The following is a 25284-nucleotide window of genomic DNA, read 5'->3' as shown; positions in this document are numbered from 1 at the left end:
TCAGTCCTGACTCGTGGTAAAGGGTGAAGCCCGCCAGTATTCGCGAGCCGCAGCAATGTCTGCTTCGATTGCCGTCTTGAGCGCCTCAAGCGAGGCAAAGCGCTGCTCGTCACGCAGTTTGCGGTGAAAGGTCACGCGCAGCAGACGCCCATAGAGGTCGCCTTGATAATTGAGCAAATGCACTTCCAGATGCGGTTGGCCGTCGCTTTTAACCGAGGGTCGCATGCCGATGTTGGCGACCGCCGGCTGAGCGAGACCGTCAACCTCGGTGCTCACCATGAACACTCCGCTAAGCGGTGTATTTTTGCGTTTGAGCTGGATATTGGCGGTCGGCGCACCCAACTGTCGACCTAGCGCTTGGCCATGCATCACTCGGCCGGTAATGCTGAACGGCCGACCGAGCAGCTTTTGCGCCAGATCCAGGTCGCCGTCAGCGAGCACCTGACGCAAGCGCGTGCTACTGACGCGCTCGCCCTCGACTTCTATGGTAGTGGCAGCCTCGACGGTGAAGCCTTCGGCAGCACCGGCCTTCAGCAAAAAATTGAAATCCCCGGCACGGTCGCAGCCAAACCGGAAGTCATCGCCCACTTCCAAGTGCCGCACGCCAAGGCCATCAACCAGCGTCGCGTGAACGAACTCTGCAGCACTCAACTCCCGCAAACGACGGTTGAACGCCAGGCACAGCACCAAATCGACACCCTGCTCACTCAACAGCTGCAATTTCTCGCGCAGGCGGGTCAAGCGAGCGGGCGCCTGATCTGGTGCGAAGTACTCGCGCGGCTGCGGCTCGAAAATCACCACGCAGCTGGGCAAGCCAAGCTCGGAAGCACGTTCGCGCAGGCGCTCCAGAATGGCTTGATGCCCCCGGTGAACCCCGTCGAAATTGCCGATGGTGGCGACGCAACCCCGATGCCGGGGTCGCAGGTTATGAAGACCTCGAACCAGCTGCATACCGCACTTCTTGCTTGAAAAGTCGTCGATTATACGCATGAGGCTGCGGTCACGGACAGGTTTGCCACCCGCGCAAGGTACGGATCAATGACGGAGATGCCGAGGACGCAAACCAAGCACTACCAGGCCCGCCGCGAAAGCACCCAACCCCGCCCCGACGAGCAGCCCCAACTGCAGCGCTCGCTGCTGCCAGCCCCAAGCGAACCATTCGACCGACGGCGCATTGAGCCACCAGACCATCGCCACCATTGCAGCACAGCCGCCGACCAACCGAAGGAGGAACAACCCCCATCCGGGCGTAAACCGGAACACGCCTGTCTTGTACAGCCCCCAGAACAGCAGGCCTGCATTGAGCATCGACGACAATGAGGTCGCCAATGCCAGCCCGACATGCTGGAGCGGCCAGATCAGCATCAGGTTCAGTGCCATGTTGGCGATCATGCAGATGATTGCAACGCGCACTGGCGTCTTCAAATCCTGGCGAGCGAAGAAACCTGGCGCCAGCACCTTGATCAACATGAACGCCAGCACGCCCAGCGAATAGGCCTCTAGCGCATTGGCGGATTGCACTACGGCCTCCTCGCTCATTGCACCGTAAAAAAACAGACTGGCAATCAGCGGCTCAGCGAGGATGCCCAGCGCAAGCGCCGCTGGAATCCCCACCAGGAGAACCATTCTCAGCGCCCAGTTGAGGGTATCGGAAAACGCCTTGGGATCCTCCCCAGCATGCTGACGCGACAGGCTGGGCAAAATCACCGTACCGATGGCGATACCGAATGCTCCAAGCGGCAATTCCGAAAGGCGGTCAGCGTAATAGAGCCAGGACACGCTACCGGTCTGCAGAAACGACGCGAGAACCGTATCGAGCAAGAGATTGATCTGACTGACCGACACACCGAACAAGGCCGGAACCATCAGCAGCATGATTCGCCGTACACCCTCGTCTCCGAATCTCACCCGCGGCCTGGGCAACAACCCCAGCTTGGCGACGTAAGGGAGCTGAAACGCCAGCTGGGCGAAGCCGGCGATGAATACCCCCCAAGCCAGGGCCATGATCGGTTGATCGAAGTAAGGCGTCAGGAAAACAGCCGAGCTGATCATGCAGACATTCAACAGCACCGGCGTGAAGCCCGGCACCGCGAAATGCCCGTAAGTATTGAGCACGCCGGAGGTGAAAGCCGTTAGCGAAATCAGCAGCAAGTAGGGGAAGGTGATGCGCAGCAGCTCGCCAGCGAGCTGCATTTTGGCTGGGTCGTCATGAAAGCCAGGCGCAAAGAGCATGACCACGTATGGCGAAGCCAACACGCCAACCGCCGTAATGCCCGTCAGGATCAGCCCAAGCATGCCGGCAGTGCGATCTACCAGCAGCTTAACCTCCGTCAGAGTTTGTTTTGTCCGGTATTCCGACAGCACCGGAACGAAAGCCTGCGCAAACGCGCCTTCTGCAAACAGACGGCGTAAAAAGTTGGGAATCTTGAAAGCGATGAAGAAGGCATCAGCAGCGGCGCCAGAGCCAAAGTAGCTGGCCACCACCATATCGCGTACCATGCCCAGCACCCGGGATAGCAGCGTCATCACGCTGACTACCGCACTGGACCGCAGCAATCCACCTTTGCCGGATGTATCGGACATTTGTCTTCCTAGAGTTGCAGCAGGAGGGGTTCTGGCCAGGGCACTGAGCATCGACTCGATGACCAGTTTCGACAGTTAACAGAGGGCGCGAGTTTAGCGACCCCCCTTCTGTCCGGCCAGTGTCTCGATTAGTTCAACCGGGGTTGACAAGGGCCAGCCGCATCGGCATGATTCGCGGCCTTATTTGCTTTGTAATCCCACGTTTTCGAGGAGTTCGACGGTGGCCAACAGCCCTTCCGCCAAAAAACGCGCAATTCAGGCTGAGAAGCGTCGCAGCCACAACGCCAGCCTGCGCTCCATGGTTCGTACCTACATCAAGAATGTGGTCAAAGCCATTGATGCAAAAGATCTGGATAAAGCTCGTACTGCTTATACTGCAGCCGTGCCTGTAATCGACCGTATGGCCGACAAGGGCATCATCCACAAGAACAAAGCAGCTCGGCATAAAAGCCGCCTGAACGGCCACATCAAGGCCCTCGGCGAAGCTGCTGCAGCCTAAGCTGTACGCTCTTGTGAAAAAACCGGCCTTGAGCCGGTTTTTTTATGCCTGCGATTCAGCCATCACAACAACCAACTGAACCACATACCGCTTACGGCTGAGCCCAAGGCAGTATTGGAATCGCAGTCACCGCGTTCTGCGGGCTTCCTTCGATAACCCGATCGCTGTACACCAGATAGACCAGCGTATTGCGAGCCTCATCGAAAAAGCGGACCACCTGCATTGTCTTGAACACCAGAGACGTTCGCTCCTTGAAGACCACTTCGCCATCTTTGAGCTTCTCGCTCATGCGGATGGGCCCTACCTGTCTGCAGGCGATTGACGCCTCGGCGCGATCCTCAGCCAACCCGAGCCCGCCCTTTATGCCGCCAGTCTTTGCACGCGATAGATAGCAGGTCACACCCTCAACCTTCGGGTCATCAAACGCCTCAACCACAATCTTGTGGTTCGGCCCCAGCCATTTAAAGACCGTGTCGACCTCGCCCACTTCGCGCGCCATACCAACCACTGGCCACACCAACAAAACCACTAACGCTTTTGCCAGGCGCATCGAACCACCTCAGACCAAGATCATATTGTCGCGGTGAATCAGCTCGGGCTCATCGACATAACCGAGCAGCTTTTCGATTTCATCCGACGGACGCCCAAGGATTCGCTGCGTTTCAGCCACACTGTAGTTGGCCAGACCGCGCGCAACCTCACGACCGTCCAGACCGACACACACGACCATCTCACCACGACGGAAACCACCCTGCGCCGCCCTGACCCCGACCGGCAACAAGCTGCGATTACCCTGCTTCAGCGCATGCACAGCACCGTCATCAAGGACGACCGTACCACGCATCTGCAGATGCCCCGCCAGCCACTGCTTTCGCGCCGCATGACGATTACATTCCGGCGCCAACAGTGTACCGAGCGACTCACCCGCCTTCAGTCGCGCCAGCACCTGCTCGATTCGACCACCAATGATGACGGTATAGGCACCAGAGCGCGCAGCCAAACGCGCCGCGCGCAGCTTTGTCTGCATGCCGCCCCGCCCGAGCGCGCCACCCGTAGCACCCGCCACTGCGTCCAGCGCAGGGTCATCGGCGCGCGCTTCACTGATCAAGCTGGCATCTGGATTATTGCGCGGATCAGCATCGAACATGCCGTCGCGGTCAGTAAGGATCACCAGGAGATCCGCTTCGACCAGGTTCGCCACCAACGCAGCGAGCGTGTCGTTGTCGCCGAAGCGGATCTCGTCAGTGACAACCGTATCGTTTTCATTGATAACCGGCACCACACCCAGATCGATCAGCGTACGAAGCGTACTGCGAGCATTGAGATAGCGCTTACGGTCCGAGAGATCATCATGGGTCACGAGAACCTGCGCAGTTTGTTGTTCACAACGCGCAAAACTGGCTTCCCAGGCCCGGATCAACCCCATCTGCCCAACGGCTGCCGCAGCCTGCAGCTCATGGACGGCCTTTGGCCTGGCAGCCCAACCGAGACGACTCATACCGGCAGCGACAGCGCCAGAGGAAACCAACACTAACTCGACACCCGCCTTGCGCAGCGCGACCATTTGATCAACCCAGACAGCCATAGCCGCCTGATCCAGGCCGCGACCATCAGCCGTCAGCAAGGCGCTGCCGATCTTCACCACCCAGCGCCGCGCACCGCTCACCTTGTCCCGCATCGATCCTGCCTTCCAATCGGTACCTGGCCAAACCACTCGGCGGGCGACAGACGAGCCAGCCCGCAACCATTCGCTAGTGACGCTCGCAACGATGCAAACATGCGCCATCAACGCACGTAGAAGATCTCAGCACCACCTTCATCGTCGTCATCATCATCGAAGTCGTCTTCATCGACCTCATCGACAGATTTCACACCCGCACGACGCAAGGCGCGCTGATCATCCAGCTCCTGAAGGCGAGCACGCGCCTCGTCCTCGATCTGCTGATCCAGCTCAGCAAGCGCCTCCGCGTATGCTGGCTCCTCGGCGATACGCACCAAGCGCTCATCCAGGTAACGCATGATGGCCTGACTCAACGCCTCGGTACCCTCGCGCTCAAGGGCAGAGATGACGAAGACAGGACCGTCCCACTCAAGGCGCTCGACCACCTGCTGAACACGTTCGTCGCGGTCCTCTTCGAGCAGCTGATCAGCCTTGTTCAACACCAGCCAACGGTCACGTTGCGCCAGCGCCGGACTGAACTTCTCCAACTCGCTGACGATAACCTCAGCCGCATCGGCCGGATCACTTTCATCCAGCGGCGCCATGTCCACCAGATGCAGCAACAGCCGCGTCCGCGCAAGGTGCTTGAGGAACCGAATGCCCAGCCCTGCGCCTTCCGAAGCGCCCTCAATCAGACCCGGAATGTCAGCCACCACGAAGCTCTTGTAGCGACCAACGCTCACCACCCCAAGGTTCGGCACCAGCGTGGTAAATGGATAATCGGCAACCTTAGGCTTGGCAGCCGACACCGAGCGAATGAACGTACTCTTACCAGCGTTCGGCAACCCCAGCAGCCCAACATCCGCCAGTACCTTCAACTCAAGTTTCAGGTCGCGAGCATCACCTGGCTTGCCTGGCGTGGTCTGGCGAGGAGCACGATTGGTGCTGGACTTGAAGCGGGTGTTACCCAGCCCGTGCCAGCCACCCTGAGCGACCAGCAGGCGCTGACCGGCCTTCGTCAGGTCGCCAATGACGTCCTGAGTAGCCGCATCAATTACCGTAGTCCCAACCGGCACCGGCAAGACAAGGTCGTCGCCCTTGGCGCCGGTACATTCGGTACTGCCGCCTTTCTGGCCATTCGGCGCATTGAAGCGACGGGTATAGCGGTAGTCGACAAGGGTATTAAGGTTCTCGTCAGCCTGCAGATAAACGGAGCCACCGTCACCGCCGTCACCCCCGTTGGGGCCGCCTTTTTCGATGAACTTCTCGCGACGGAAGCTCATCATGCCGTTACCGCCGTCGCCAGCCTTTACAAAAATCGATACTTCATCGACGAATTTCATGGGAACGCCTCCCGCCGCCAGGACGGGCTAGAAAACAGGAACATAAGGGTCTTGCAAAACCCAGCGATAATTAGAGCACAGCAGCGTTTTGCAAGAGCCCTACAGAGGATACAGAAACAAAAAAGCCCCGTCGCATGACAGGGCTTTTCCAGCAACGCCGCGATTAGGCCGCGACGACGCTCACGTAGCGACGACCAAACTGGCCCTTCACTTCGAATTTGATCACGCCTTCCACCTTGGCGAACAAGGTGTGATCCTTGCCCATACCAACGCCGTAACCGGCATGGAACTGGGTGCCGCGCTGACGCACGATGATGTTACCGGCCTTGATGACCTGGCCGCCATACATCTTCACGCCAAGACGCTTGGCTTCTGAGTCGCGACCGTTGCGGGTAGAACCGCCAGCTTTTTTGTGTGCCATGAGTTCAATACTCCTATAAGGGGATTCAGGCCCGATTAGCCCTGAATGCCGGTGATTTTGACCTCAGTGAACCACTGACGGTGGCCCTGACGCTTCATGTGATGCTTACGACGGCGGAATTTGATGATAGTGACCTTGTCATGACGGCCCTGAGCGATCACTTCAGCAGTGACCTTGGCACCATCGACCACCGGAGCGCCGATCTTTACATCATCGCCGTTGCCAATTAGCAGAACGCGGTCAAAAGTGACGGCTTCGCCAGTGGCAACTTCGAGTTTTTCAATCTTGAGGTATTCGCCTTCGGCGACCTTGTATTGCTTGCCGCCGGTAACGATAACTGCGTACATCTGTGTATCTCCGTTGATCCTGCTCACCCAGCGCTTAAGTGAAATAGTTGGAGGCTGGCATGGCTGCTCGGGGCCGGATAGGACGCCCTTGCAATTGCGTAAGGCAGGGAAATGCCCAGGGGGAAAGTTCAGGGTCCGCGATTGTACGCATCCACCTGAGCCTGCGCAATAGCCGCCGGACCTTGCCTTGACACTGCCTGACCCGCCCCATAGCATGCCGCGCAATCTCCGAGGAGTACTCGTCCCCGATGCAACCCCAGGCCTTTTACCAAGTAGTGGCTGAAGATTTCGCCGCTGTTGACGGCATCATCCGCAACCAGTTGACGTCGCGCGTACCGCTGGTGGAAAAGATCGGGGATTACATCACCTCGGCCGGCGGCAAGCGCCTGCGTCCTCTGCTGGTCCTGCTCAGCGGCAATGCGCTGGGACTCAAGGGTGAGCAGCTGCGCCTGCTGGCAGCGATCATCGAATTCCTGCATACCTCGACGCTGCTACATGATGACGTCGTCGATATGTCCGGCATGCGCCGCGGTCGCTCAACCGCCAATGCCCTGTGGGGCAATGCGCCCAGTGTACTGGTCGGTGACTTTCTCTATGCCCGTTCTTTCGAAATGATGGTCGAGCTGGGCTCGATGGAAGTCATGCGAATCATCTCGCAGGCTACTCGCGTCATCGCCGAAGGCGAAGTGCTGCAACTGTCGAAGGTGCGCGACGCCAGCACCACCGAAGAAATTTACATGGAGGTCATCCGCGGCAAGACCGCCATGCTTTTCGAAGCCTCCACGCACAGCGCGGCCACTCTGGCGGGTGCCAGCGAAGAGCAGCGCGAGGCACTGCGCAGCTTCGGCGACTACCTCGGCATTGCATTCCAACTGGTCGATGACCTGCTCGACTATCAGGGCGATGCCGAAGCGCTGGGCAAGAATGTCGGCGACGATCTTGCCGAGGGCAAGCCAACATTGCCACTGATCTACACGATGCGCGAAGGCACGCCGGAACAGGCCGCCCTGGTGCGCCAGGCCATTCAGAAAGGCGGCATCGAGGATCTGGAAAGCATTCGCCGTGCGGTAGAAGCAGCCGGCGCACTGGATTATACGGCCCGCCTGGCTCGTGACTATGCTGATCGCGCCATAGCCTGCCTCGAGCTGATCCCTGCCAACAGTTATCGTGATGCCCTGGTCGAGCTGAGCCGTTTCGCAGTCGCTCGCACCCACTGAGCACAGAACAGTGAAGGGTGCGAACTGAGCGCCCTTCACCCCTCCCTAAACACCCTACTCTGCGCATCAACAAATGCCTCAGAGATTCTTTGCGCTTGCATATCTGCAAATAACAATTATTCTCATTAACAGAGACTAATTGGAGGTGCGCATGACTTATCTGATCGATGCCTGGCTGGACCGCCCGCAACCTTACCTGCGGATACTCGACCGCACCACCGGTGCTGTGTGCATTACCTTAGAGGGAGACGCCCTGGACGAGCTTCGCGACCAGGGCGACTTGGATCTGCAGGAACTGAGCACCAGCGAACCCTGCGTGCTCAAGGAACAGGTGCGAAATCTGTTCCTGTTCTCCTATGCCAGGGCATTGCGCCCGTAGCGGCAGCGGCTTTAAAGAACAGCCAGCAACTCGACATCGAACACCAGTACGCTGTGTGGCGGGATACTGCCAACGCCTTGCGCGCCATAGGCGAGCTCGCTTGGCACATAAAGGCGCCATTTGCTGCCCACGCCCATAAGTTGCAGCGCTTCGGTCCAGCCGGCGATCACGCCACCCACCGGAAACTCGGCCGGCTGGCCACGCTGGTAGGAGCTGTCGAATACCGTGCCGTCAATCAGTGTGCCGTGGTAATGGGTACGCACTTGATCCTCAGCGCTGGGCTTGTTGCCCTCGCCGGCGGTTAGCACTTCGTATTGCAGGCCTGACGGAAGCGTAGTCACTCCGTCACGCTGGCCGTTTTTTGCCAGAAACGCTTTGCCTTCACCGGCAGCGGCTTCGGCCTTTTGCTGAGCCTCGGCTTGCATGCGCTCACGAATGACGGCAAAGCTGGCGTTGAGTGCTTCCGGAGCAACCTGGCTGGCTGAACCCGAAAAGGCGTCTCGAATACCTGCGATCACTGCATCCAGGCTGATCCCCGGCGGCGGGTTCTCGCGCAGCTGATCACCCAGTTGACGGCCGATACCGTAGCTCACGCGCGTTTCGTCGGTTGATAGATTCAGGTCAGTCATGCATCGGCTCCGCCGGAAAAAAGGCCGCACAGCCTAGCACAGCGACTAACATCGCCCACCCTAGACTGTTCTATAGAACAGCATAGAGGCGCTAGGTGAACGGAATGCTCACCAGGCAGAACGCAGGCTGATCGGCACCCGCAGCGGCTCTCGAACACCCTCGGCCAAGCCGCACATTTCATCGTACGCAGAACTGTGAACCAGAAAGAAAGGGACCGTGGGCATCTCACTGAGGAGATCACGCGCATGCTCCACGGATCGCAGATGAATCACTTTGGCCTGCTCATCACATAGCACATGTGACTTGCCGTGGGCGTGGACATTCAACAAGTAGAAGCCGCCCTCAAGAGACACCAGATCCAGCGCCTCGACATCATGCGCTTGCGCGCCTTCCAGCAATGCCTGCAGATTCATGCGCACCACCCTGTACAAAATTCTACCTTTGTACAATATCAAGGGGGCCAATCACAACCAATCAACCTTTCACGACTTCTGCGCGAAAAAAACCATCAGTGCTTGGTGAGCTTATCCAGATACCCCATGGCGAAAGCTGAAAAGACGAACGTGAGATGGATAATGACGTACCACATCAATTGATCGCTCTCGAGCTGCTGCGCGTCCATGAACATGCGCAACAGGTGAATCGACGAGATTGCCACAATTGAAGCAGCGACCTTCATCTTCAACGAGCCGGAATCCATCTTTCCGAGCCAATCGAGCTTTTCCTTGCCCTCGTCCACGTCCAGCTGCGAAACGAAGTTCTCGTAGCCAGAAAGCATCACCATCACCAGCAAACCGCCAACCAGCGCCATATCGATCAGCGAGAGTAGCTTGAGGATCAGATCGCCTTCACTCAGAGAAAGCACGGCAGGAAGGATGTGCCAGATTTCCTGAAAGAATTTAATCGCCAGGGCCAGCAGGGCAAAGGCAAGACCAAAGTAAATAGGCGCCAACAACCAACGGGCGGCGTACATGGTGTTTTCGATCAAGCGTTCCATCTGTTCTCACTGCGCGGGGCGGGGTTCGGCAAGCGAGTATACGCAGCGCGGCGGAGTCTTCAAGACGGTGCTATAGCGGCATGTTTCTGCTGTGGATAAGAATTTACCAAGACCTTAGCCAGCCCCAATAACCGGGACCGCGCTGGCATCCCATGGCCGGGTGGGCGCTCAGGATTTAGCGCCCCATCCGCTCAGATAGCGCGACTGGTTGGCGTTGACCTTGCGTAACTCTGCCTGCATGTGCAGTTGCCAGATCGAGGGCGATTCCGATTCCGCATAGCCTTGCCCATAGAGATTCTCGGCAATCGCCTTCAGTACCGATTCGGCCTCGCGAGGCCCGCGAAATGGGCCTTGCGCTTTGATTGCAGTAGGCTGCCCAGCATCGATTCCAGCCGCACACAGCAACGTCCACAAACCATTGCCTCCGGACAGGGGCCGGATGATGCATTCGATACGGGTCACCAGACCCAGGCACTCGCGGTTCAAACAGAGTGTTTGCGACATGACGGCGATCCTCGCGCTCGGTTGCGCGCCCTCATCTGGGAGGATAGGGCCGCAAATCCGTTATCCACAGATGCTGTGGATAACCATGTGGATAGAGAGTGGAAACTCCCTTCCATTGCAGACCCGCCGCGTGCCGTATCGTTCCGTCCACTACTCTGCGTTTGAACCGATTAGCCTTGCTCGGCCCCTTTTACCTGGGCTGCGGCCAGGACCTCCTCGGGGGACGCTGCATCGCTTCGATGATCGTCTTCCAGTTCGATCTCGGCGATGTCGCGCAAACGCTCCACGACCCGCGCATTGACGCTGCCCTTGGGGAACTGCCCGTCCTTGTCCGCCGCGCCTACCGGCTCACCCACCAACAGCGAAAGCGCTTCATCGACATGACGCACCGCGTAGATATGAAAACGCTCCTGGCGCACGGCTTCCAGCACGCGCTCGTCGAGCATCAGCGTCGTAACGTTGGCGAAAGGAATGATCGCACCCTGGTCTCCGGTCAAACCGCGTGCTTCGCACAAGCGGAAGAAGCCCTCGATCTTTTCGTTCACACCACCGACCGCCTGCACCTCGCCGAACTGGTTGATCGAGCCGGTAATAGCAAAGCATTGCTTTAGCGGCGTGCGCGAAATAGCCGAAATCAGCGCACAGCATTCGCCCAATGACGCACTGTCGCCGTCGACATAACCATAAGACTGCTCAAGCGCGATGCTGGCGGAGATCTCCAGCGGAAACTCCTGGGCATAGCGGCTGCCGAGAAAGCCGGTGAGGATCATCACGCCCTTCGAGTGAATCGGCTGACCGAGATTGACCTCGCGCTCGATATCGACGATTCCCGAGCCGCCCGGATAGACAGTGGCGGAGATACGCGCCGGCATGCCGAACGCCGAGTCACCCACCTCCAACACGGTCAGGCCATTGCACTTGCCAATGGCCGCCCCCTCGCTGTCGATCAGGATCACGCCGGCGAGGATGTCTTCGAGAATCCGCGCCGAAACACGCCCGGTACGAGTGGCCTTGGCCTTCAACGCACGTTCGATATGGCCGACGTCGGTCACCTCATCCTTGGCCAACTGACGGATGAAATCCGCCTCACTGACCAGCTGGAACAGATCACCAATTCGGGCCGACAAGCGCCCCTGATGCTCGGCCAGTCGAGCGCTGTAAGTCGCCAGCCTTGCGACTGCGGCGGCTGTTAGCGGCGCCATGCCCTCTTCGGAGGTGCGGGTCTTCATCAACTGCGCGAATTGCTCGAGGCTGTCCTCGGCCAGCGGGATTTCTTCGTCAAAATCCACCAGCACGCGAAACATCTCCTGAAAATCTGGATCCAGATCCTGCAGGGTGTAGTAGAGCTGGCGTGAACCGATGATCACCACTTTAACGTTGAGCGGGATCACTTCTGGATTCAATGTCACCGTAGCCAGTCGCCCCAACTCGGCCAGCGGCGACTCCATCTTCAGCTTTCGCGACTGCAAGGCACGCTTCAGGGCTTCCCAGACAAAGGGTTCGCTGAGCATCTTTTCCGCTTCGAGCATCAGGAAGCCACCATTGGCACGGTGCAGCGCGCCGGGTCGCAGCTGGCGGTAGCTGGTGTAGAGCGCGCCCTGATCCGTGCTGTACTCGATGCGACCAAACAGGTTGTCGTAGGTCGGGTGCGGCTCGAACACCACTGGTGCGCCGCCATCAAGCGGATGGCCGACGACCAGACTCGGGCTGTATTGCTCTTCGAGAAGCTGACGGGTCTGCGCATCCGGACGGTTTTCGTCGACCAGTTGCTCTACCACCGTCTTCAGCAGATTGACCTGCACGGCCTGCAGATAAGCCTCAATGCCGGCGTTTTCGCCATACTTCTCTGACAGCGGCGTCAGCAGCGGCTGCAACGCCTGGCTGATGGTTTCATCATTGAGCTGACGCAGCTGGTTGCTGGACTCGCGCTTCCATTGCGGCAGGCTGGCAAGCCCCTCGTTCAGGTTCACTTCGAGTGCGGAGATGTCTTCGTGGTAACGCTCGCGCTCCGCTTCCGGCAACTGGGCAAATTCCGCCTCGTCCATCGACTTGCCGTCCTTCATGGGCGTGAAGGCGATGTTGCTGCTGTCTCGATATAGCGCGATTTCTTTTTCGAGGGCCAGCTTTTCGATGACATCCAGCGCCTTGTCGTAGCGCTGGTTGAAGGCGCGGTCGATGGCGCTCTTCTTCTGCTGGAAGCTCGGGTGCTCGAACACAGCCGGGAACGTGGCCATCAGGTTGTCGATCAGCTGCCCAATATCGGCAATGAACTCACCCGCACCGCCTTGCGGAAGCTCAACCACACGCGGCTCACGAGGCTCGTCGAAGTTGTTCACATAGAGCCAGTCCGACGGCGTATCCAGTCGCTTGCCTTCAGCCTTGAGGTAGCGGCGCACGAACGAGAAGCGCCCGGTCCCCGGCTCACCCATCACATAGACGTTGTAGCCAGGGCGCGGCATCGCCACCCCGAACTGCAACGCCTCGACGGCCCGCTCCTGTCCGAGCACGCCAAGAAAAGGCTCCAGCTCATCGGTGGTCTTGAAGGCGAACTGGCTGGGTTCAAAGGGACGGGTCAGCGCATCAGGCGCCAGGCGCAAGCCGGCAGCGACGGTTTCGGGCATTGGAAATCCTTGCAGGAATGGCCTTGTGGCCACGATTGATGCTGCCATTCTGGCGATGCCTCCCGCTGGCCGCAAGGTCCAGCAAGGCGCAGCTCGAAGGTTTGCCGAACGGGGCAAGTTTGCGTTCGGGCAAGGCAACCCCTGCGACACACGAGCCGGCGGCGAACGCCTCCGCCTTGATTCAGATCAACCTAGCGCCTTCGCGAGTAGCGCTTCATGGAGCGGCCAACGTAGAAAAAGGACTCCGTGATGCGCTCCCCAATACCCGTCATGATCAGCGGACTGATGCTGATCTCGAACATCGCCCATGCCGACGAACTGCGCGAACGCGCCAACGAGATTTTCAAGCCGATCCCGGCCAAGGTGGCAGAAATCCGCGGGAAAGCCGTCAGTCCGGATCAGGCACAACTCGGTCACAAGCTCTGGTTCGACCCCCGCCTGTCGCGCAGCCACGTCATAAGCTGTAATACCTGCCACAACCTTAGCTTAGGTGGCGGCGACAATGTCACCACCTCGATCGGCCATGGCTGGCAGAAAGGGCCACGTAACTCCCCCACCGTCCTTAACGCCGTGTTCAACGCCGCCCAGTTCTGGGATGGCCGCGCCGAGGATCTGCAGGCCCAGGCCAAGGGCCCGGTTCAGGCCGGAGTGGAGATGAACAACACGCCCGATCGCGTCGTGGCGACCCTGAAGAGCATCCCCGAGTACGCCAGCGAGTTTAAAAAGGCGTTTCCTAGTGACAAGGATCCGGTCAGCTTCGACAACATGGCTTACGCACTGGAAGCGTTCGAAGTCAGCCTGATTACTCCGGACGCCCCGTTCGACCGCTATCTCAAGGGCGATGACAAGGCACTCGACGCCAAGCAAAAGCAGGGCCTGGCGCTGTTCATGGACACGGGCTGCACCGCTTGCCACAGCGGCGTCAATGTCGGCGGTCAGGGCTACTTTCCGTTTGGCGTGATCAAGAAGCCCGGCGCTGAAATCCTGCCTGCTGGCGATAAAGGCCGTTTCACCGTGACCAACACCGCCACCGATGAATATGTCTTCCGCGCCGCGCCGCTGCGCAACGTAGCGCTAACGCCGCCCTACTTTCACAGCGGTGAGGTCTGGGAGCTGGAGCAGGCGGTGGCAATCATGGGCGACAGCCAGCTAGGTCGCACACTCAAGGAAGACGAGGTCGGTGCCATTGCGGCCTTCCTGCGTAGCCTGACGGGCGAGCAACCTCGGGTTGCCTACCCCGTCCTCCCCCCCAGCTCGGTCGATACGCCAAAGCCGGAGTGAACCTTCTCAGCTCCCGACACCTCAGTCGGGAGCTGACTTGTTGAAGCCTGCTATATCCGGATCACGAGCGATTCTGCTCACGTAACGCGTCGCGAATCTCTGTCAGCAGCTGCTCCTCCTTGCTCGGGGCCGGCGGAGCCGACGGCGCTTCAGCTTCTTTGCGCTTGAGATGGTTGATCGCCCTGACGGCGAGGAAGATCGCAAACGCCACAATGGTGAAGTCGAACACCGTCTGGAGGAAGCGGCCATAGCTCAGGGTTACCGCCGGCGCATCGCCAACGGCCTGTTTGAGCACGATTGCCAAGTTCGAGAAATCCACGCCCCCAATCAGCATGCCCAGCGGCGGGGTAACCACGTCAGCAACGAAGGACGAGACAATCTTTGTGAACGCGGCGCCGATGATGATGCCGACTGCCATATCGATCACATTGCCTCTGACTGCAAAGGCTTTAAATTCACTGAGCATGCCCATTTGCCTGTTCCTCTGATGCTGATAGGGAGTGGTCGACGCGACCGCCGTGCCGCTTCGACCATCGGCAGCATAGGTTGGGTTCAATACTCAGGCCAGACAGCCCGTGCGACAGACGGGTTTAACGCAGTCGGCTTGGCTTGATCGCCGTCAAAAAGAATTGCGAAAGGCGGCGCTAAGGTACAGCTCCTCATATCCACCCGGAGCGGCACCATGCACGTTGAACACCATCCCCTGATGAAGGATTTCCCGGAAAAGCTCGAGCAGCTTCATCAGCTGCGTCAGCAGGATCCAAAGTTCGCCCGCAAGGCTGAAACCTACGAGGCGCTGGACAAGCAGATCTGCCGCGTGGAAGACGGCGTTGAACTGCTCGATGACGAAGCGCTAAACGCGCTGAAAATTGAACGTGTTTCACTCAAGGATGACATCGCTCGCGACCTCAAACGCGCCAGCGGTAGCTGCTGCGGCGGCTGCTGCGGCTGATCTGCTTCAAGCCGCGTCCCGTGTCCATACGCCAGCCATGTGGCGTATGGATGGCGGAAGTTCCACTCTCCGCCCTGCCCTCTACCGTCTTTTGGCGGCTATCGCTAAACGTCCGACTCGCCAGCCTGCCCACCCCGAGCAAAACGTTTTTAAGCTCATCCCTGCAACAATCCACCGAACCTGAAGCCGGACCCCACCCAGACAAAGGCTACCGCCGTCAGCGTGATCAGGACGATATGCACGCCCAGCTGGGGCAAGCGCTGGGCATCAAGTTTCGGGATTATCGCTAACCGGGCATGTACACCCAGCACCGCCGTAAAACCCAGAAGCACCAGTTTGGCCTGGACCAGATGAGCGATGGCCGTACCACCGAACCACTGCGCGTGCGGCAGCCACTGCCCAGCCAGCCATATGCCAGTCGCTATCTGCAGCAGCAGGGCCGGTATCCCGACCCGTTCGTAGAGCTGTTCAAAGGCACGCACGGGCTGCACGTCACGGCGGCGCAGGGCGCCCGGCAGCACACTGAACAGCAGCACCAGATGGCCACCCACCCAGACGCTGGCACCCAGCAAGTGCAGAAACAACAAATGGCGCATGGATTCACTCCTGTTCGATTTGTTTACAGTCTGGCGGCTGATGTGGCGCTTGTGGCTGATGGCGATCAAGTCAGCCGCTATCATGCGGTACCTCTCATCAGACGCGGAGCTCCTATGGCCAAGGCCAAGCGCATGTACGGCTGCACCGAATGCGGCTCGACCTTCCCCAAATGGGCCGGCCAGTGCGGCGACTGCGGCGCCTGGAACACTCTGGTCGAAACCATTATCGATGGCGCTGCGCCCCCTTCCGGGCGGGCCGGCTGGGCTGGCGATCAGGCCAACATCAAAACCCTCGCTGAGGTCAGCGTTGAGCAAGTGCCGCGATTTTCCACTGCGTCCGGCGAGCTGGACCGCGTGCTCGGCGGCGGTCTGGTCGATGGCTCGGTGGTGCTGATCGGCGGCGATCCCGGGATCGGCAAGTCGACCATCCTGCTACAGACCCTGTGCAACGTCGCCCGCCAGTTTCCTGCGCTCTACGTGACCGGCGAAGAATCTCAGCAGCAGGTCGCCATGCGTGCCCGACGTCTGGATCTGCCGCAGGACAAGCTCAAGGTAATGACTGAAACCTGCATCGAAACCATCATCGCCACCGCTCGGCTGGAAAAGCCCAAGGTCATGGTGATCGACTCGATCCAGACCATCTTCACCGAGCAACTGCAGTCCGCCCCCGGCGGGGTCGCCCAGGTTCGCGAGAGCGCCGCGCTGCTGGTGCGCTTTGCCAAGCAGAGCGGCACGGCGATCTTTCTCGTTGGCCACGTGACCAAGGAAGGCGCACTGGCGGGGCCGAGGGTGCTCGAGCACATGGTCGACACGGTGCTTTATTTCGAGGGTGAATCGGATGGGCGCCTGCGCCTGCTGAGAGCGGTGAAGAACCGCTTCGGCGCGATCAACGAGCTGGGCGTGTTCGGCATGACCGACAAAGGTCTCAAGGAAGTGACCAACCCTTCGGCAATCTTCCTCACCCGCGCCCAGGAAGCTGTGCCAGGCAGTGTGGTGATGGCAACCTGGGAAGGCACCCGCCCCATGCTGGTCGAGGTGCAGGCCTTAGTCGATACCAGCCACATGGCCAATCCGCGCCGCGTCACCCTTGGTCTTGACCAGAACCGCCTGGCCATGCTGCTGGCCGTGCTGCATCGCCACGGTGGCATCCCGACCTACGACCAGGACGTGTTCATCAACGTGGTTGGGGGCGTGAAAGTGCTGGAGACGGCTTCAGATCTGGCATTGATGGCGGCGGTCATTTCCAGCCTGCGCAACCGCCCGCTGGATACCGATCTGCTGGTGTTTGGCGAGGTCGGTCTGTCCGGCGAGATCCGCCCAGTGCCGAGCGGGCAGGAGCGGCTGAAGGAAGCCGCCAAGCATGGGTTCAAGCGCGCCATCGTACCGAAGGGCAACGCGCCCAAAGAGGCGCCCGCCGGGCTCCAGGTGATCGCCGTGACGCGCCTCGAACAGGCGCTAGACGCGCTGTTCGAGTAATCGCGGCTTTATCGGGGCTCACCGAGTGCTGCCAGCTCACGCTCGAGCAGCGCTTCGTCGCCAAGGTTAAGCTCGACCAGCCGCCGCAGATGGCTGATGGAGTCGACATCGATGTGTCGACAGACCATACCGACCAAGTCACCGTCGCCGCGGGTCATCTCGACCTGCATGCGCACTTCGGCGTCATCAGAAAGCCGGATGCGCGCTTCGAACGGCTGAGCGGGATCGGCGTCCCACTCAGCTGGGCGGTGAACCAGCAGCCCCTTAAGCGAGAGATCGTGTAGCTGGACCGGCCAGCAACGCTCGCCTTGCCTCAGCTCCGTTTCGGCGTCGAATTCGAAGCGCTGAAAGCGCCGGCGGTCACTGTTTGTCTCGGTCATCGTATCCACTCCCCTCGGACTTCTTGTTCAACTATAGGCGACGTCAACGCCGGCCCGCTCAGAGCCAGCGCCGTACGCGCCGACGGTATATTCGGTAATCGTCACCGAACAACCGCAGCAGCAAATGCTCTTCATGAATGATCACAGTGCGCTGCATGCACACAATCAGCAAAGGCAGCAGCAGCCAGGGCCAGACACTGTTCAGCAACAACCCGACACCGCAATAGACAAAGGTGTCAGCCAGATAGATCGGGTTGCGCGAGAAACGAAACGGCCCGCTCTGCAACAAACTGCTCGGCTTGCCATAGGGGTTGATGGTGGTGCGATAGCGAAACATTTCCAGCGCTGACCAGAGCATCAGTGCGATGCCGATGGCTATCGCCATCCAGCCCGCATAGAACGTCAACTCGTATTCAGGCAGATCGAGAGGCACCCCTCTCGACAGTCCCCATGCACACCCCATAAAGACCAGGTAGACCAAGGGCGGTGGCGGAATCAATCTGGCAGAGGCATGGCTCATGGCGCGTCCCGGTGTATTGGATAGACCTATCCTACAGAAGCCGACAGTTAACACCGCCAGCTTTTAGTTGGATTTCCCGGGAAACCTAAACAAGCGCGTAAGTTAATGCTGCCCTGGTAGCCAGCCATGCACCATGGCGTGTTTCATCAGGTCCGCCGGTCGATCGATATCTAGCTTGCGGCGAATGCTCAGTCGATGGGTTTCCACCGTCCGCACGCTGATCTGAAGTTCGCGCGCCATGGTTTTGTTGTTGTGCCCTTGTGCCAGCATCAACAGCACTTCGCGCTCACGCGGGGTGAGTTCGCGCTCCTCGGCACTGCGACTGGCCAGCTTTTCAGCGATGCCCTCGCTGTAGTAGGTGCCTCCCGCAGCAATCGCCTGAATCGCGACGATGATTTCCCGTGACGGCGCGTCTTTCAGCACATAGCCGCTGGCGCCAACCTTGACCGAGGTGTTCACGTATTCCTGATTGTCGTACATGCTCAGAATCAGCACCCGCACGTCCGGAAACTGCTGGCGCAGCGATTGGGTCAGCTCGAGACCGTTTACATCCTTCAGGCCAATGTCCATCAGCACCACATCGGCCGTGGCGCGACTCAGCAGCTCAATGGCCTCGGCGCCGCTGCCAGCCTCACCGACCACATCCAGTTCGGGCACGGCCATCAGCAAGGCGCGGATGCCGTCCCGAACCAGGGCATGGTCGTCGATCAGAGCCACCTTGATACAGGCTTGCGGGTTCATCGAGCGGGCCTCTTGTATTGAAATTCGATATTCAGCCGGCCCGTGCCGGCAAGGTGACATCCAGTTCCGTGCCGCCGGACTCAGACAACAGGCTGAAACGTCCACCGAAGTGCTCCACCCGTTCGCGGATGTTACGCAAACCGATGCCGCCTCCCTTGATGCTGTCGAGATGGCGCGGGTTGAAGCCGACGCCATCGTCCCGCACCCGCAAGCGTACCGACGCATCATCGCCGTCCAGACTGATGTGCACTGACTGCGCGGCGGCGTGTCGCTCGATGTTGGCCAGCGCTTCCTGCAACACGCGGAACAGCGCAACAGCCACCGAATCGTCAGGATCGCTCTCACCGAGGCCGTTGCTGTATAGCATTTTCAGGCCGCTGCGCTGTTCGAACTCTGCCACAAGCTGGCCAACCGCTGCCGACAAGCCCAGGGTGTCGAGCAAAGACGGATGTAGATCATGGGAGATGCGCCGCACCTCGCCAATCGCCCCGGCCAACCGCTCGGTGCCGCGATCCAGCGTTGCCTGCGCATTGGGATTTCCGCTGGCGAGTTCATGACTGGCCAGTTCGAACTGAAACTTGATCGACACCAGCAGCTGACTGATGCCGTCATGCAACTCTCGGGAAACGCGTGAACGTTCTTCTTCCTGCAAGCTGACGATGCGCTGGGTCAGCAACTGCAGCTTGCGGTCGGCCAGGCGCCGCTCGCTGACGTTGAGCGTCAGGCCGCTGGCGAAGACCAGCAACACCGCGACGAGCGCGACGCCGGCGATGGCCAGCATGGTGGTGTAGATACCGCTGGCGACCTCTCCGCGTACCTGCAGGATCGCCTGATCCACATCCTCAAGATAAATGCCGGTCCCCAGCATCCAGCCCCAGCGCTCCAGCATGACCACATAGGCCAGCTTCGCGGCGAACTGTCCGGTCGAGGGTTTTTGCCAGGCGTAGCGTTGGAATCCCGTGCCCGTCTCGGCGCTCTGCATGAGCGCCTGGATCACCTTGAGACCGTTAGGGTCGGTCATATTCCAGAGATCCTTGCCGACCAGCTCCTGCTGGCGCGGGTGCATCAAGTTGCGCCCGCTGCGGTCGTAGACGAAGAAATAGCCATCGCTGCCGAAACTGAAGCGCCCCAGCGCGGCCAGCACCTTCCGTTTGGTCTCTTCATCATCCAGTTTGCTGTCGTAGAGCGGCGCAATGGTGCTCAAGGCCATTTCGACGTAGTTCTTCAGCTCGGCCTGCTTGCTCGCCAGGATGCTGCTTTCGATCAGCTTCGCCTGCTGCTCGCCGAGACGCTGGTTCTGGAACAGCACCAGTGCGCAGACCACCGCCACGGCCAGGAGCAGTGGCAGGATGCTGAGCGCGGCGATCTTGTGCTTGAGCTGCATCGAGCCTCTCCGATGACCTGAACCTGGGCGAAACGTAGCGAAACTTAACCCAGACGGTAGGCCAGGCACAGTACCAGATGGCACTTGGCCTTGACGCCCGGTAACTCGGCCCTTTCTCGCTGAAACGAAAAAGCCCGGCAAAGGCCGGGCTTTCGATACCGCATGAAGCGCCTTACTTACCGTAAACCGGGAACTTGGCGCAGACCGCTTCGACCTTGCCACGCACTGCGTCGATAACCGACTCGTCGCCCATCTTGTCGAGGATGTCGCAGATCCAGCCTGCCAGGTCACGGCACTCGGTCTCGCCGAAGCCACGGGTGGTCACGGCCGGGGTACCAATGCGCAGTCCGGACGTCACGAACGGCGAACGCGGGTCGTTCGGCACGCTGTTCTTGTTCACGGTGATGTGCGCGTTGCCCAGCGCGGCATCGGCGTCCTTACCCGTGATGTCCTGCTTGATCAGGCTGAGCAGGAACAGATGGTTCTGGGTGCCACCGGACACCACGTCGAAGCCGCGCTGAATGAACACCTCGGCCATGGCCTGGGCATTCTTTACCACCTGCTGCTGGTAGGCCTTGAATTCAGGCTGCAGCGCTTCCTTGAAGCACACCGCCTTGGCCGCGATGACGTGCTCCAGCGGGCCGCCCTGGGCGCCCGGGAATACAGCAGAGTTCAACTTCTTCTCGATCTCGGCATTGGCGCGGGCCAGGATCAGGCCACCGCGCGGGCCGCGCAGGGTTTTGTGAGTGGTAGTGGTAACGACGTCGGCGAACGGCACCGGGTTCGGATAGACACCAGCGGCAACCAGACCGGCCACGTGGGCCATGTCGACGAACAGGTAGGCACCTACCTTGTCGGCGATTTCGCGGAAGCGAGCAAAATCCAGCTTCTGCGAATAGGCAGAGAAACCGGCGACGACCATCTTTGGCTTGTGCTCGAGGGCCAGGCGCTCGACTTCGTCGTAGTCGATCAGGCCCTGGTCGTTGATGCCGTACTGCACGGCGTTGTACAGCTTGCCCGAGGACGACACGCTGGCGCCGTGGGTCAGGTGACCACCATGGGCCAGGCTCATGCCGAGAATGGTGTCACCGGCGCTCAGGAGGGCCAGATAGACGGCGCTGTTGGCTTGCGAACCGGCATGCGGCTGGACGTTGGCGTAATCGGCGCCGAATAGCTCTTTGGCGCGGTCGATGGCCAGCTGTTCAACCACGTCGACGTACTCGCACCCACCGTAGTAGCGCTTGCCCGGATAGCCTTCGGCGTACTTGTTGGTCAGCACCGAACCCTGGGCTTCCATCACCGCCGGGCTGGTGTAGTTCTCCGAGGCGATCAGCTCGATGTGGTCTTCCTGACGCTTGGTTTCCTGCTCCATGGCAGCGAAGAGATCGGCGTCGAAACGGGCGAGGGTCAAATCACGGCTGAACATGGCAGTCCTCTGAGAATCAGCTGGCGGTAATAAAGAGGCGCGGATTCTACCCTATCCACCGAGGTGCGGGTATGAGCCGTGGTCATCTGCAACATGAGACAAGCTGCAAGCAAATCGAGGTTGCGGCTCGCCGCAACGCTACAACACGGGTCGTGGTTCGGGCTGACCACAGGCAGCCTGCAGCCGGCAGTTTGAAACCGATTCTTTCAACATCGCCGCTGAAACTGGTCGCCCCAGATAGAAACCCTGCACTTCGTCACATCCATGGTCGCGAAGAAAATCCAGCTGTGCCTGATCTTCGACGCCCTCGGCAATCACCGACAGCCCGAGACTGTGCGCCATAGCAATGATCGCTCGGGCTATCTGCCCGTCCTGCTCGCCTTCGGGAAGGCCATCAACGAAGCTGCGGTCGATTTTCAGCACATCGATCGGGAATTGCTTGAGGTAATTCAATGAAGAGTAACCTGTGCCGAAATCGTCAATGGCAATCGATGGACCGAGCTGCTTGAGCGCATCGAGCATCCGCAGCGCGCCGCCGACATCCTGCATCAGAATGCTTTCGGTCAGCTCCAGCTCCAGTCGGCCCGGTTCAATTTCGCTGGCCGCGAGGATTCCGGCGATGCGCTGGCCCAGCTGCCCATCGGCAAACTGGCGGGCCGAAAGGTTCACCGACACCTTTGGCACCACCACGCCCTCCCGCTCCCAGCTGCCGATCTGCCGACAGGCTTCGTCGATGACCCAGTCGCCTACCTCGACAATCAGCCCCAGCTCTTCCAACGCCGGGATGAAATCGCCGGGCGGCACCAGCCCTCGGGATGGGTGCTGCCAGCGCAGCAACGCTTCGACGCCAGTCAGCGTGTGGCCGTCGGCAAGGTACTGTGGCTGGTAGTGCAGCACGAACTGTTGCTGTTCGAGGGCGTGGCGCAGATCGCTTTCCAGCTCCAGACGTTCCAGTGCGCTGGCATTCATCTCGGCCTGGTAAAACTGGAAGTTGTTTTTGCCGCGTTCTTTGGCGTGGTACATCGCGGTGTCGGCATTCTTCATCAGCTGACTGATGTCGTTGCCGTCCTGTGGGCTCAGGGCGATGCCAATACTCGCAGTGACAAAGAACTCGCGGCCAGAGAGCACGAAGGGGTCGGCGAGACTGGCCAGGATTCGTTCAGCCACGTGAATGGCCCTGCTCAGTGCTTCATCCCGATCTCCGCCAGGGTGCAGCAGAAAAGTGAACTCATCGCCGCCCATGCGCGCCACGGTATCGTCTTCATCCACACAAGAGGCCAGACGGACCGCGACATCCTTGAGCATGCGGTCACCGGCGGCATGGCCGAGCGAGTCGTTGATCGGCTTGAAGCGATCCAGATCGAGAAACATCAGCACGACCCAGCCACGGCGACGGGCGGCCAATTGAAGGCTGCTGTGCAAACGGTCCTGAAACAGGGTGCGATTGGGCAGCTGAGTCAGCCCGTCGTAATAGGCAAGGCGGTGGATCCGCTTTTCGCTGGCTTTGCGCTCGCTCATGTCGCTGAAAAAACAGACATAGCTGACCAGCTCATTCTCATCATCGCGAACGGCGGTAATGCCGATCCAGCAGGGGTAAGTCTCGCCACCCTTGCGCTTGAGCCAGAACTCCCCTTCCCAGCTACCGGTCTGGAGGACCTGGCTGTGCACGTAATCCATCTGGTTGGCCTGCTGCCTATCGGCGCTGAGCACCATTGGCAACTCGCCTTTTACCTCGTCGCCGCTGAAGCCGGTGATCCGGACGAACGCCGCATTGACCTGAGCGATCTTGCCCGCGGGGTCGGTGACGACGATGGCCGCGGTGGAATGGTCGAATACGGTTGCGGCGCGGCGCAATGCCGTATCGGCCTGACGCTGTTCGCTGACATCCCGGCCGATGCACAGGGTCCCATCGAACCGGTTGCTCTCGTCGGAAATCAGCATGATCCGCAGTTCGATTGCAACGGGCCGGCCATCAGCCGCGAGGCAATCGAAATACAGCGTTTGCGTCTGTAAATCCTGCCCCAGCTTGGCCAGTTCAGCCGGGCTGGCCGACGCATCGCGCACCCGCCGCATCAGATCATAGAAGCGCGCCGCCTGACGCGGCTTGGTCACTACCCGCTCCAGCCCATGACGTGCCGCCCACTCCGGGCTGTAGCCAAGCACGGTCTGGATTGAAGGGCTGATGTAATCAATGCGCAGCGAACTGTCGGTGGTGAAGATCACATCGCGCAGGCTGCCGGCGAGCATCCGGTAGCGGCGCTCGCTGTCACGCAGCGAGTGGCTGTGGTCCATGTTCGCGGTAACGTCTCGTGCCACGCCGATCAAGCGTCGCACCCGTCCCTGGTCATCACGGGTCAGGACCTGTTCCGTCACATTGAACCAATGCCATTTGCCGTCACGGTGGCGCCAGCGCAACAACGACTCCTGAGCCACGCCGTCAATCATCGAACCGCGCAGGGCCAGCAGCCTCCAGATATATTCCTGATCGTCTGGGTGGCTGATGCGCTGCCAGAACAGATTGCTGTCCTCGCCGCGCTCCTCTTCGCTGTAGCCCAGTCGCGTGGCCAGGTTGCTGTTGCTGAAGAGCAGCTTGCCGGCCTCCAGATCCTGCACGTAAAGCGTGTCGGGTACCGCGCGCAGCACCTCTGACCAGAAGCGCTCACGCTCAACCAGTGCGGCCTGCGCCGCCCGCTCACGGGTGATATCACGCATGACCCAGACAAAGCCGGACGGCTCCACCTCACCCGCCAGCCGCAAAGCCCGACGCGTGATCGAAAAGAGATGGCTTTCCCCCTCCTGAAGCAGTCGCACCGCCTCAAGGCACAGGTCAACGGTCGAATTGGCCGCATCGAACGCCAGGGGATCCAGAGTCGGCAGCAGCTCCTGCAAACGATAACGCGGCGCCTCTCGGCTATTCAGGCCGAACATTGCCTCGGCCTGGCTGTTGAGAAATTGCAGGCGACCACTGAAGTCGCTGATCAGAATCCGCTCTTCTATCGCCCCGAGGGCCGTCGCCGAATAACGCAACAGCTGCCAGTGGACGCGCAGGCGTCGTGGCACCAGAAGTCGCGCACACGCGGTAGCGATTCCCCGTGCAAGCCTTTCAAGGCGGGCTGACGCTGATGGAAGTCGATCGAGCAAACGTTGAGAGTCCCAAGTAGCATGGCAATGAGCGCTGGGCCGAACCAGCGCCTGAACGGGGCCAAGAATGCCTTGAGAGCCATCAAAGCGCCAGCATCGGATCGACGTCCCGGTTTGCCCTGCCAGGTGCATTACGGTAGCTTTGCCAGTCCGGTTCGACCCGCCCACGGCGGCGGGATTCGCCTC

Annotated in this window: 25 protein-coding genes and 1 pseudogene; 6 read left to right on the top strand and 20 right to left on the bottom strand. The window is 60.0% G+C overall.

What is annotated here, in order from left to right:
• Together ribF and murJ are read right to left on the bottom strand one after the other, a co-directional pair.
• Positions 1-951, bottom strand: coding sequence for a bifunctional riboflavin kinase/FAD synthetase (gene ribF / locus ACSSNI_RS14360; protein ID WP_159969016.1), 951 nt, complete (start codon positions 949-951; stop codon positions 1-3).
• Positions 952-1035: 84 nt separating this feature from the next.
• A complete protein-coding gene (murJ, locus tag ACSSNI_RS14355; RefSeq protein WP_200638322.1) occupies positions 1036-2583 on the bottom strand; it encodes a murein biosynthesis integral membrane protein MurJ in 1548 nt (515 codons plus the stop codon).
• Positions 2584-2803: 220 nt separating this feature from the next.
• Here murJ and rpsT point away from each other — a divergent pair, with 220 nt between their 5' ends.
• Complete coding sequence (gene rpsT / locus ACSSNI_RS14350; RefSeq protein WP_003281567.1) at positions 2804-3082, top strand: 30S ribosomal protein S20; 279 nt, start codon at positions 2804-2806, stop codon at positions 3080-3082.
• Positions 3083-3173: 91 nt separating this feature from the next.
• Here the strand turns inward: rpsT and ACSSNI_RS14345 are convergent, their stop codons facing one another.
• From ACSSNI_RS14345 to rplU, 5 genes are all read right to left on the bottom strand, one after another.
• Positions 3174-3632, bottom strand: coding sequence for a CreA family protein (locus tag ACSSNI_RS14345; protein WP_148926864.1), 459 nt, complete (start codon positions 3630-3632; stop codon positions 3174-3176).
• A gap of 9 nt (positions 3633-3641) precedes the next feature.
• Positions 3642-4760 carry a glutamate 5-kinase gene (gene proB / locus ACSSNI_RS14340; protein ID WP_200638320.1) on the bottom strand — a complete coding sequence of 373 codons (1119 nt, stop codon included), beginning with the start codon at positions 4758-4760 and terminating at the stop codon, positions 3642-3644.
• A 107-nt stretch (positions 4761-4867) separates the two neighbouring features.
• Positions 4868-6085 carry an Obg family GTPase CgtA gene (gene cgtA / locus ACSSNI_RS14335; protein ID WP_200638317.1) on the bottom strand — a complete coding sequence of 406 codons (1218 nt, stop codon included), beginning with the start codon at positions 6083-6085 and terminating at the stop codon, positions 4868-4870.
• 163 nt (positions 6086-6248) lie between these two features.
• Entirely contained in the window at positions 6249-6506 is a 258-nt protein-coding gene (rpmA, locus tag ACSSNI_RS14330; protein WP_019339713.1) for a 50S ribosomal protein L27, read from the bottom strand.
• 35 nt (positions 6507-6541) lie between these two features.
• On the bottom strand, positions 6542-6853 hold the full coding sequence (gene rplU / locus ACSSNI_RS14325; protein WP_003302133.1) for a 50S ribosomal protein L21: 312 nt from the start codon (positions 6851-6853) through the stop codon (positions 6542-6544).
• 248 nt (positions 6854-7101) lie between these two features.
• On the opposite strand from rplU, the gene ACSSNI_RS14320 reads away from it, so the two are divergent.
• Both ACSSNI_RS14320 and ACSSNI_RS14315 read left to right on the top strand, forming a co-directional pair.
• Positions 7102-8070, top strand: coding sequence for a polyprenyl synthetase family protein (locus ACSSNI_RS14320; protein WP_148926867.1), 969 nt, complete (start codon positions 7102-7104; stop codon positions 8068-8070).
• 151 nt (positions 8071-8221) lie between these two features.
• On the top strand, positions 8222-8449 hold the full coding sequence (locus tag ACSSNI_RS14315) for a PA4570 family protein (RefSeq protein ID WP_200638315.1): 228 nt from the start codon (positions 8222-8224) through the stop codon (positions 8447-8449).
• Between the two features lie 11 nt (positions 8450-8460).
• Here the strand turns inward: ACSSNI_RS14315 and ACSSNI_RS14310 are convergent, their stop codons facing one another.
• The 5 genes from ACSSNI_RS14310 to ACSSNI_RS14290 form a co-directional block, all read right to left on the bottom strand.
• Positions 8461-9078 (bottom strand): FKBP-type peptidyl-prolyl cis-trans isomerase, encoded by a 618-nt coding sequence (locus ACSSNI_RS14310; RefSeq protein WP_200638312.1) that lies wholly within the window; start codon positions 9076-9078, stop codon positions 8461-8463.
• 108 nt (positions 9079-9186) lie between these two features.
• Complete coding sequence (locus tag ACSSNI_RS14305) at positions 9187-9492, bottom strand: DUF6482 family protein (protein WP_200638310.1); 306 nt, start codon at positions 9490-9492, stop codon at positions 9187-9189.
• A gap of 95 nt (positions 9493-9587) precedes the next feature.
• Positions 9588-10076, bottom strand: a complete 489-nt coding sequence (locus ACSSNI_RS14300; RefSeq protein ID WP_102837905.1) for a TIGR00645 family protein — start codon at positions 10074-10076, stop codon at positions 9588-9590.
• 168 nt (positions 10077-10244) lie between these two features.
• The gene (locus ACSSNI_RS14295) at positions 10245-10580 is read right to left on the bottom strand and encodes a PA4575 family protein (protein ID WP_102837906.1); all 336 of its coding nucleotides are present in this window, start codon (positions 10578-10580) and stop codon (positions 10245-10247) included.
• Positions 10581-10750: 170 nt separating this feature from the next.
• Positions 10751-13201: a Lon protease family protein gene (locus ACSSNI_RS14290; protein ID WP_200638307.1), complete on the bottom strand. Its 2451-nt coding sequence runs from the start codon at positions 13199-13201 to the stop codon at positions 10751-10753.
• Between the two features lie 249 nt (positions 13202-13450).
• Here ACSSNI_RS14290 and ACSSNI_RS14285 point away from each other — a divergent pair, with 249 nt between their 5' ends.
• Positions 13451-14482 (top strand): cytochrome-c peroxidase, encoded by a 1032-nt coding sequence (locus ACSSNI_RS14285; protein WP_159969024.1) that lies wholly within the window; start codon positions 13451-13453, stop codon positions 14480-14482.
• A gap of 61 nt (positions 14483-14543) precedes the next feature.
• Here ACSSNI_RS14285 and mscL read toward each other — a convergent pair whose 3' ends face one another.
• Positions 14544-14954 (bottom strand): large-conductance mechanosensitive channel protein MscL, encoded by a 411-nt coding sequence (mscL, locus tag ACSSNI_RS14280; protein ID WP_102837909.1) that lies wholly within the window; start codon positions 14952-14954, stop codon positions 14544-14546.
• A 210-nt stretch (positions 14955-15164) separates the two neighbouring features.
• On the opposite strand from mscL, the gene ACSSNI_RS14275 reads away from it, so the two are divergent.
• Complete coding sequence (locus ACSSNI_RS14275; RefSeq protein WP_102837910.1) at positions 15165-15434, top strand: YdcH family protein; 270 nt, start codon at positions 15165-15167, stop codon at positions 15432-15434.
• Between the two features lie 155 nt (positions 15435-15589).
• On the opposite strand, the gene ACSSNI_RS14270 is transcribed toward ACSSNI_RS14275, so the two are convergent.
• Positions 15590-16030 (bottom strand): CopD family protein, encoded by a 441-nt coding sequence (locus tag ACSSNI_RS14270; RefSeq protein ID WP_200638305.1) that lies wholly within the window; start codon positions 16028-16030, stop codon positions 15590-15592.
• A 114-nt stretch (positions 16031-16144) separates the two neighbouring features.
• Here ACSSNI_RS14270 and radA point away from each other — a divergent pair, with 114 nt between their 5' ends.
• Positions 16145-17506, top strand: coding sequence for a DNA repair protein RadA (radA, locus tag ACSSNI_RS14265; protein ID WP_102837950.1), 1362 nt, complete (start codon positions 16145-16147; stop codon positions 17504-17506).
• Positions 17507-17514: 8 nt separating this feature from the next.
• Here the strand turns inward: radA and ACSSNI_RS14260 are convergent, their stop codons facing one another.
• From ACSSNI_RS14260 to ACSSNI_RS14235, 6 genes and pseudogenes are all read right to left on the bottom strand, one after another.
• Complete coding sequence (locus ACSSNI_RS14260; RefSeq protein WP_148926873.1) at positions 17515-17886, bottom strand: PilZ domain-containing protein; 372 nt, start codon at positions 17884-17886, stop codon at positions 17515-17517.
• A gap of 58 nt (positions 17887-17944) precedes the next feature.
• Positions 17945-18406, bottom strand: a complete 462-nt coding sequence (locus tag ACSSNI_RS14255; RefSeq protein WP_200638303.1) for a methyltransferase family protein — start codon at positions 18404-18406, stop codon at positions 17945-17947.
• A 102-nt stretch (positions 18407-18508) separates the two neighbouring features.
• The gene (locus ACSSNI_RS14250) at positions 18509-19147 is read right to left on the bottom strand and encodes a response regulator (RefSeq protein WP_102837914.1); all 639 of its coding nucleotides are present in this window, start codon (positions 19145-19147) and stop codon (positions 18509-18511) included.
• A 31-nt stretch (positions 19148-19178) separates the two neighbouring features.
• Entirely contained in the window at positions 19179-20531 is a 1353-nt protein-coding gene (locus tag ACSSNI_RS14245) for a cache domain-containing protein (RefSeq protein ID WP_159969028.1), read from the bottom strand.
• A gap of 172 nt (positions 20532-20703) precedes the next feature.
• A complete protein-coding gene (glyA, locus tag ACSSNI_RS14240) occupies positions 20704-21957 on the bottom strand; it encodes a serine hydroxymethyltransferase (protein WP_200638301.1) in 1254 nt (417 codons plus the stop codon).
• A 138-nt stretch (positions 21958-22095) separates the two neighbouring features.
• Positions 22096-24984, bottom strand: a pseudogene (locus ACSSNI_RS14235) (sensor domain-containing protein); the annotation flags it as partial.
• Positions 24985-25284: the final 300 nt, after the last annotated feature.

This window comes from Stutzerimonas tianxiuensis (assembly GCF_053470365.1).
Note: the sequence above shows the minus strand (reverse complement) of the source record. Positions and strands in the feature narration are given on the sequence as shown.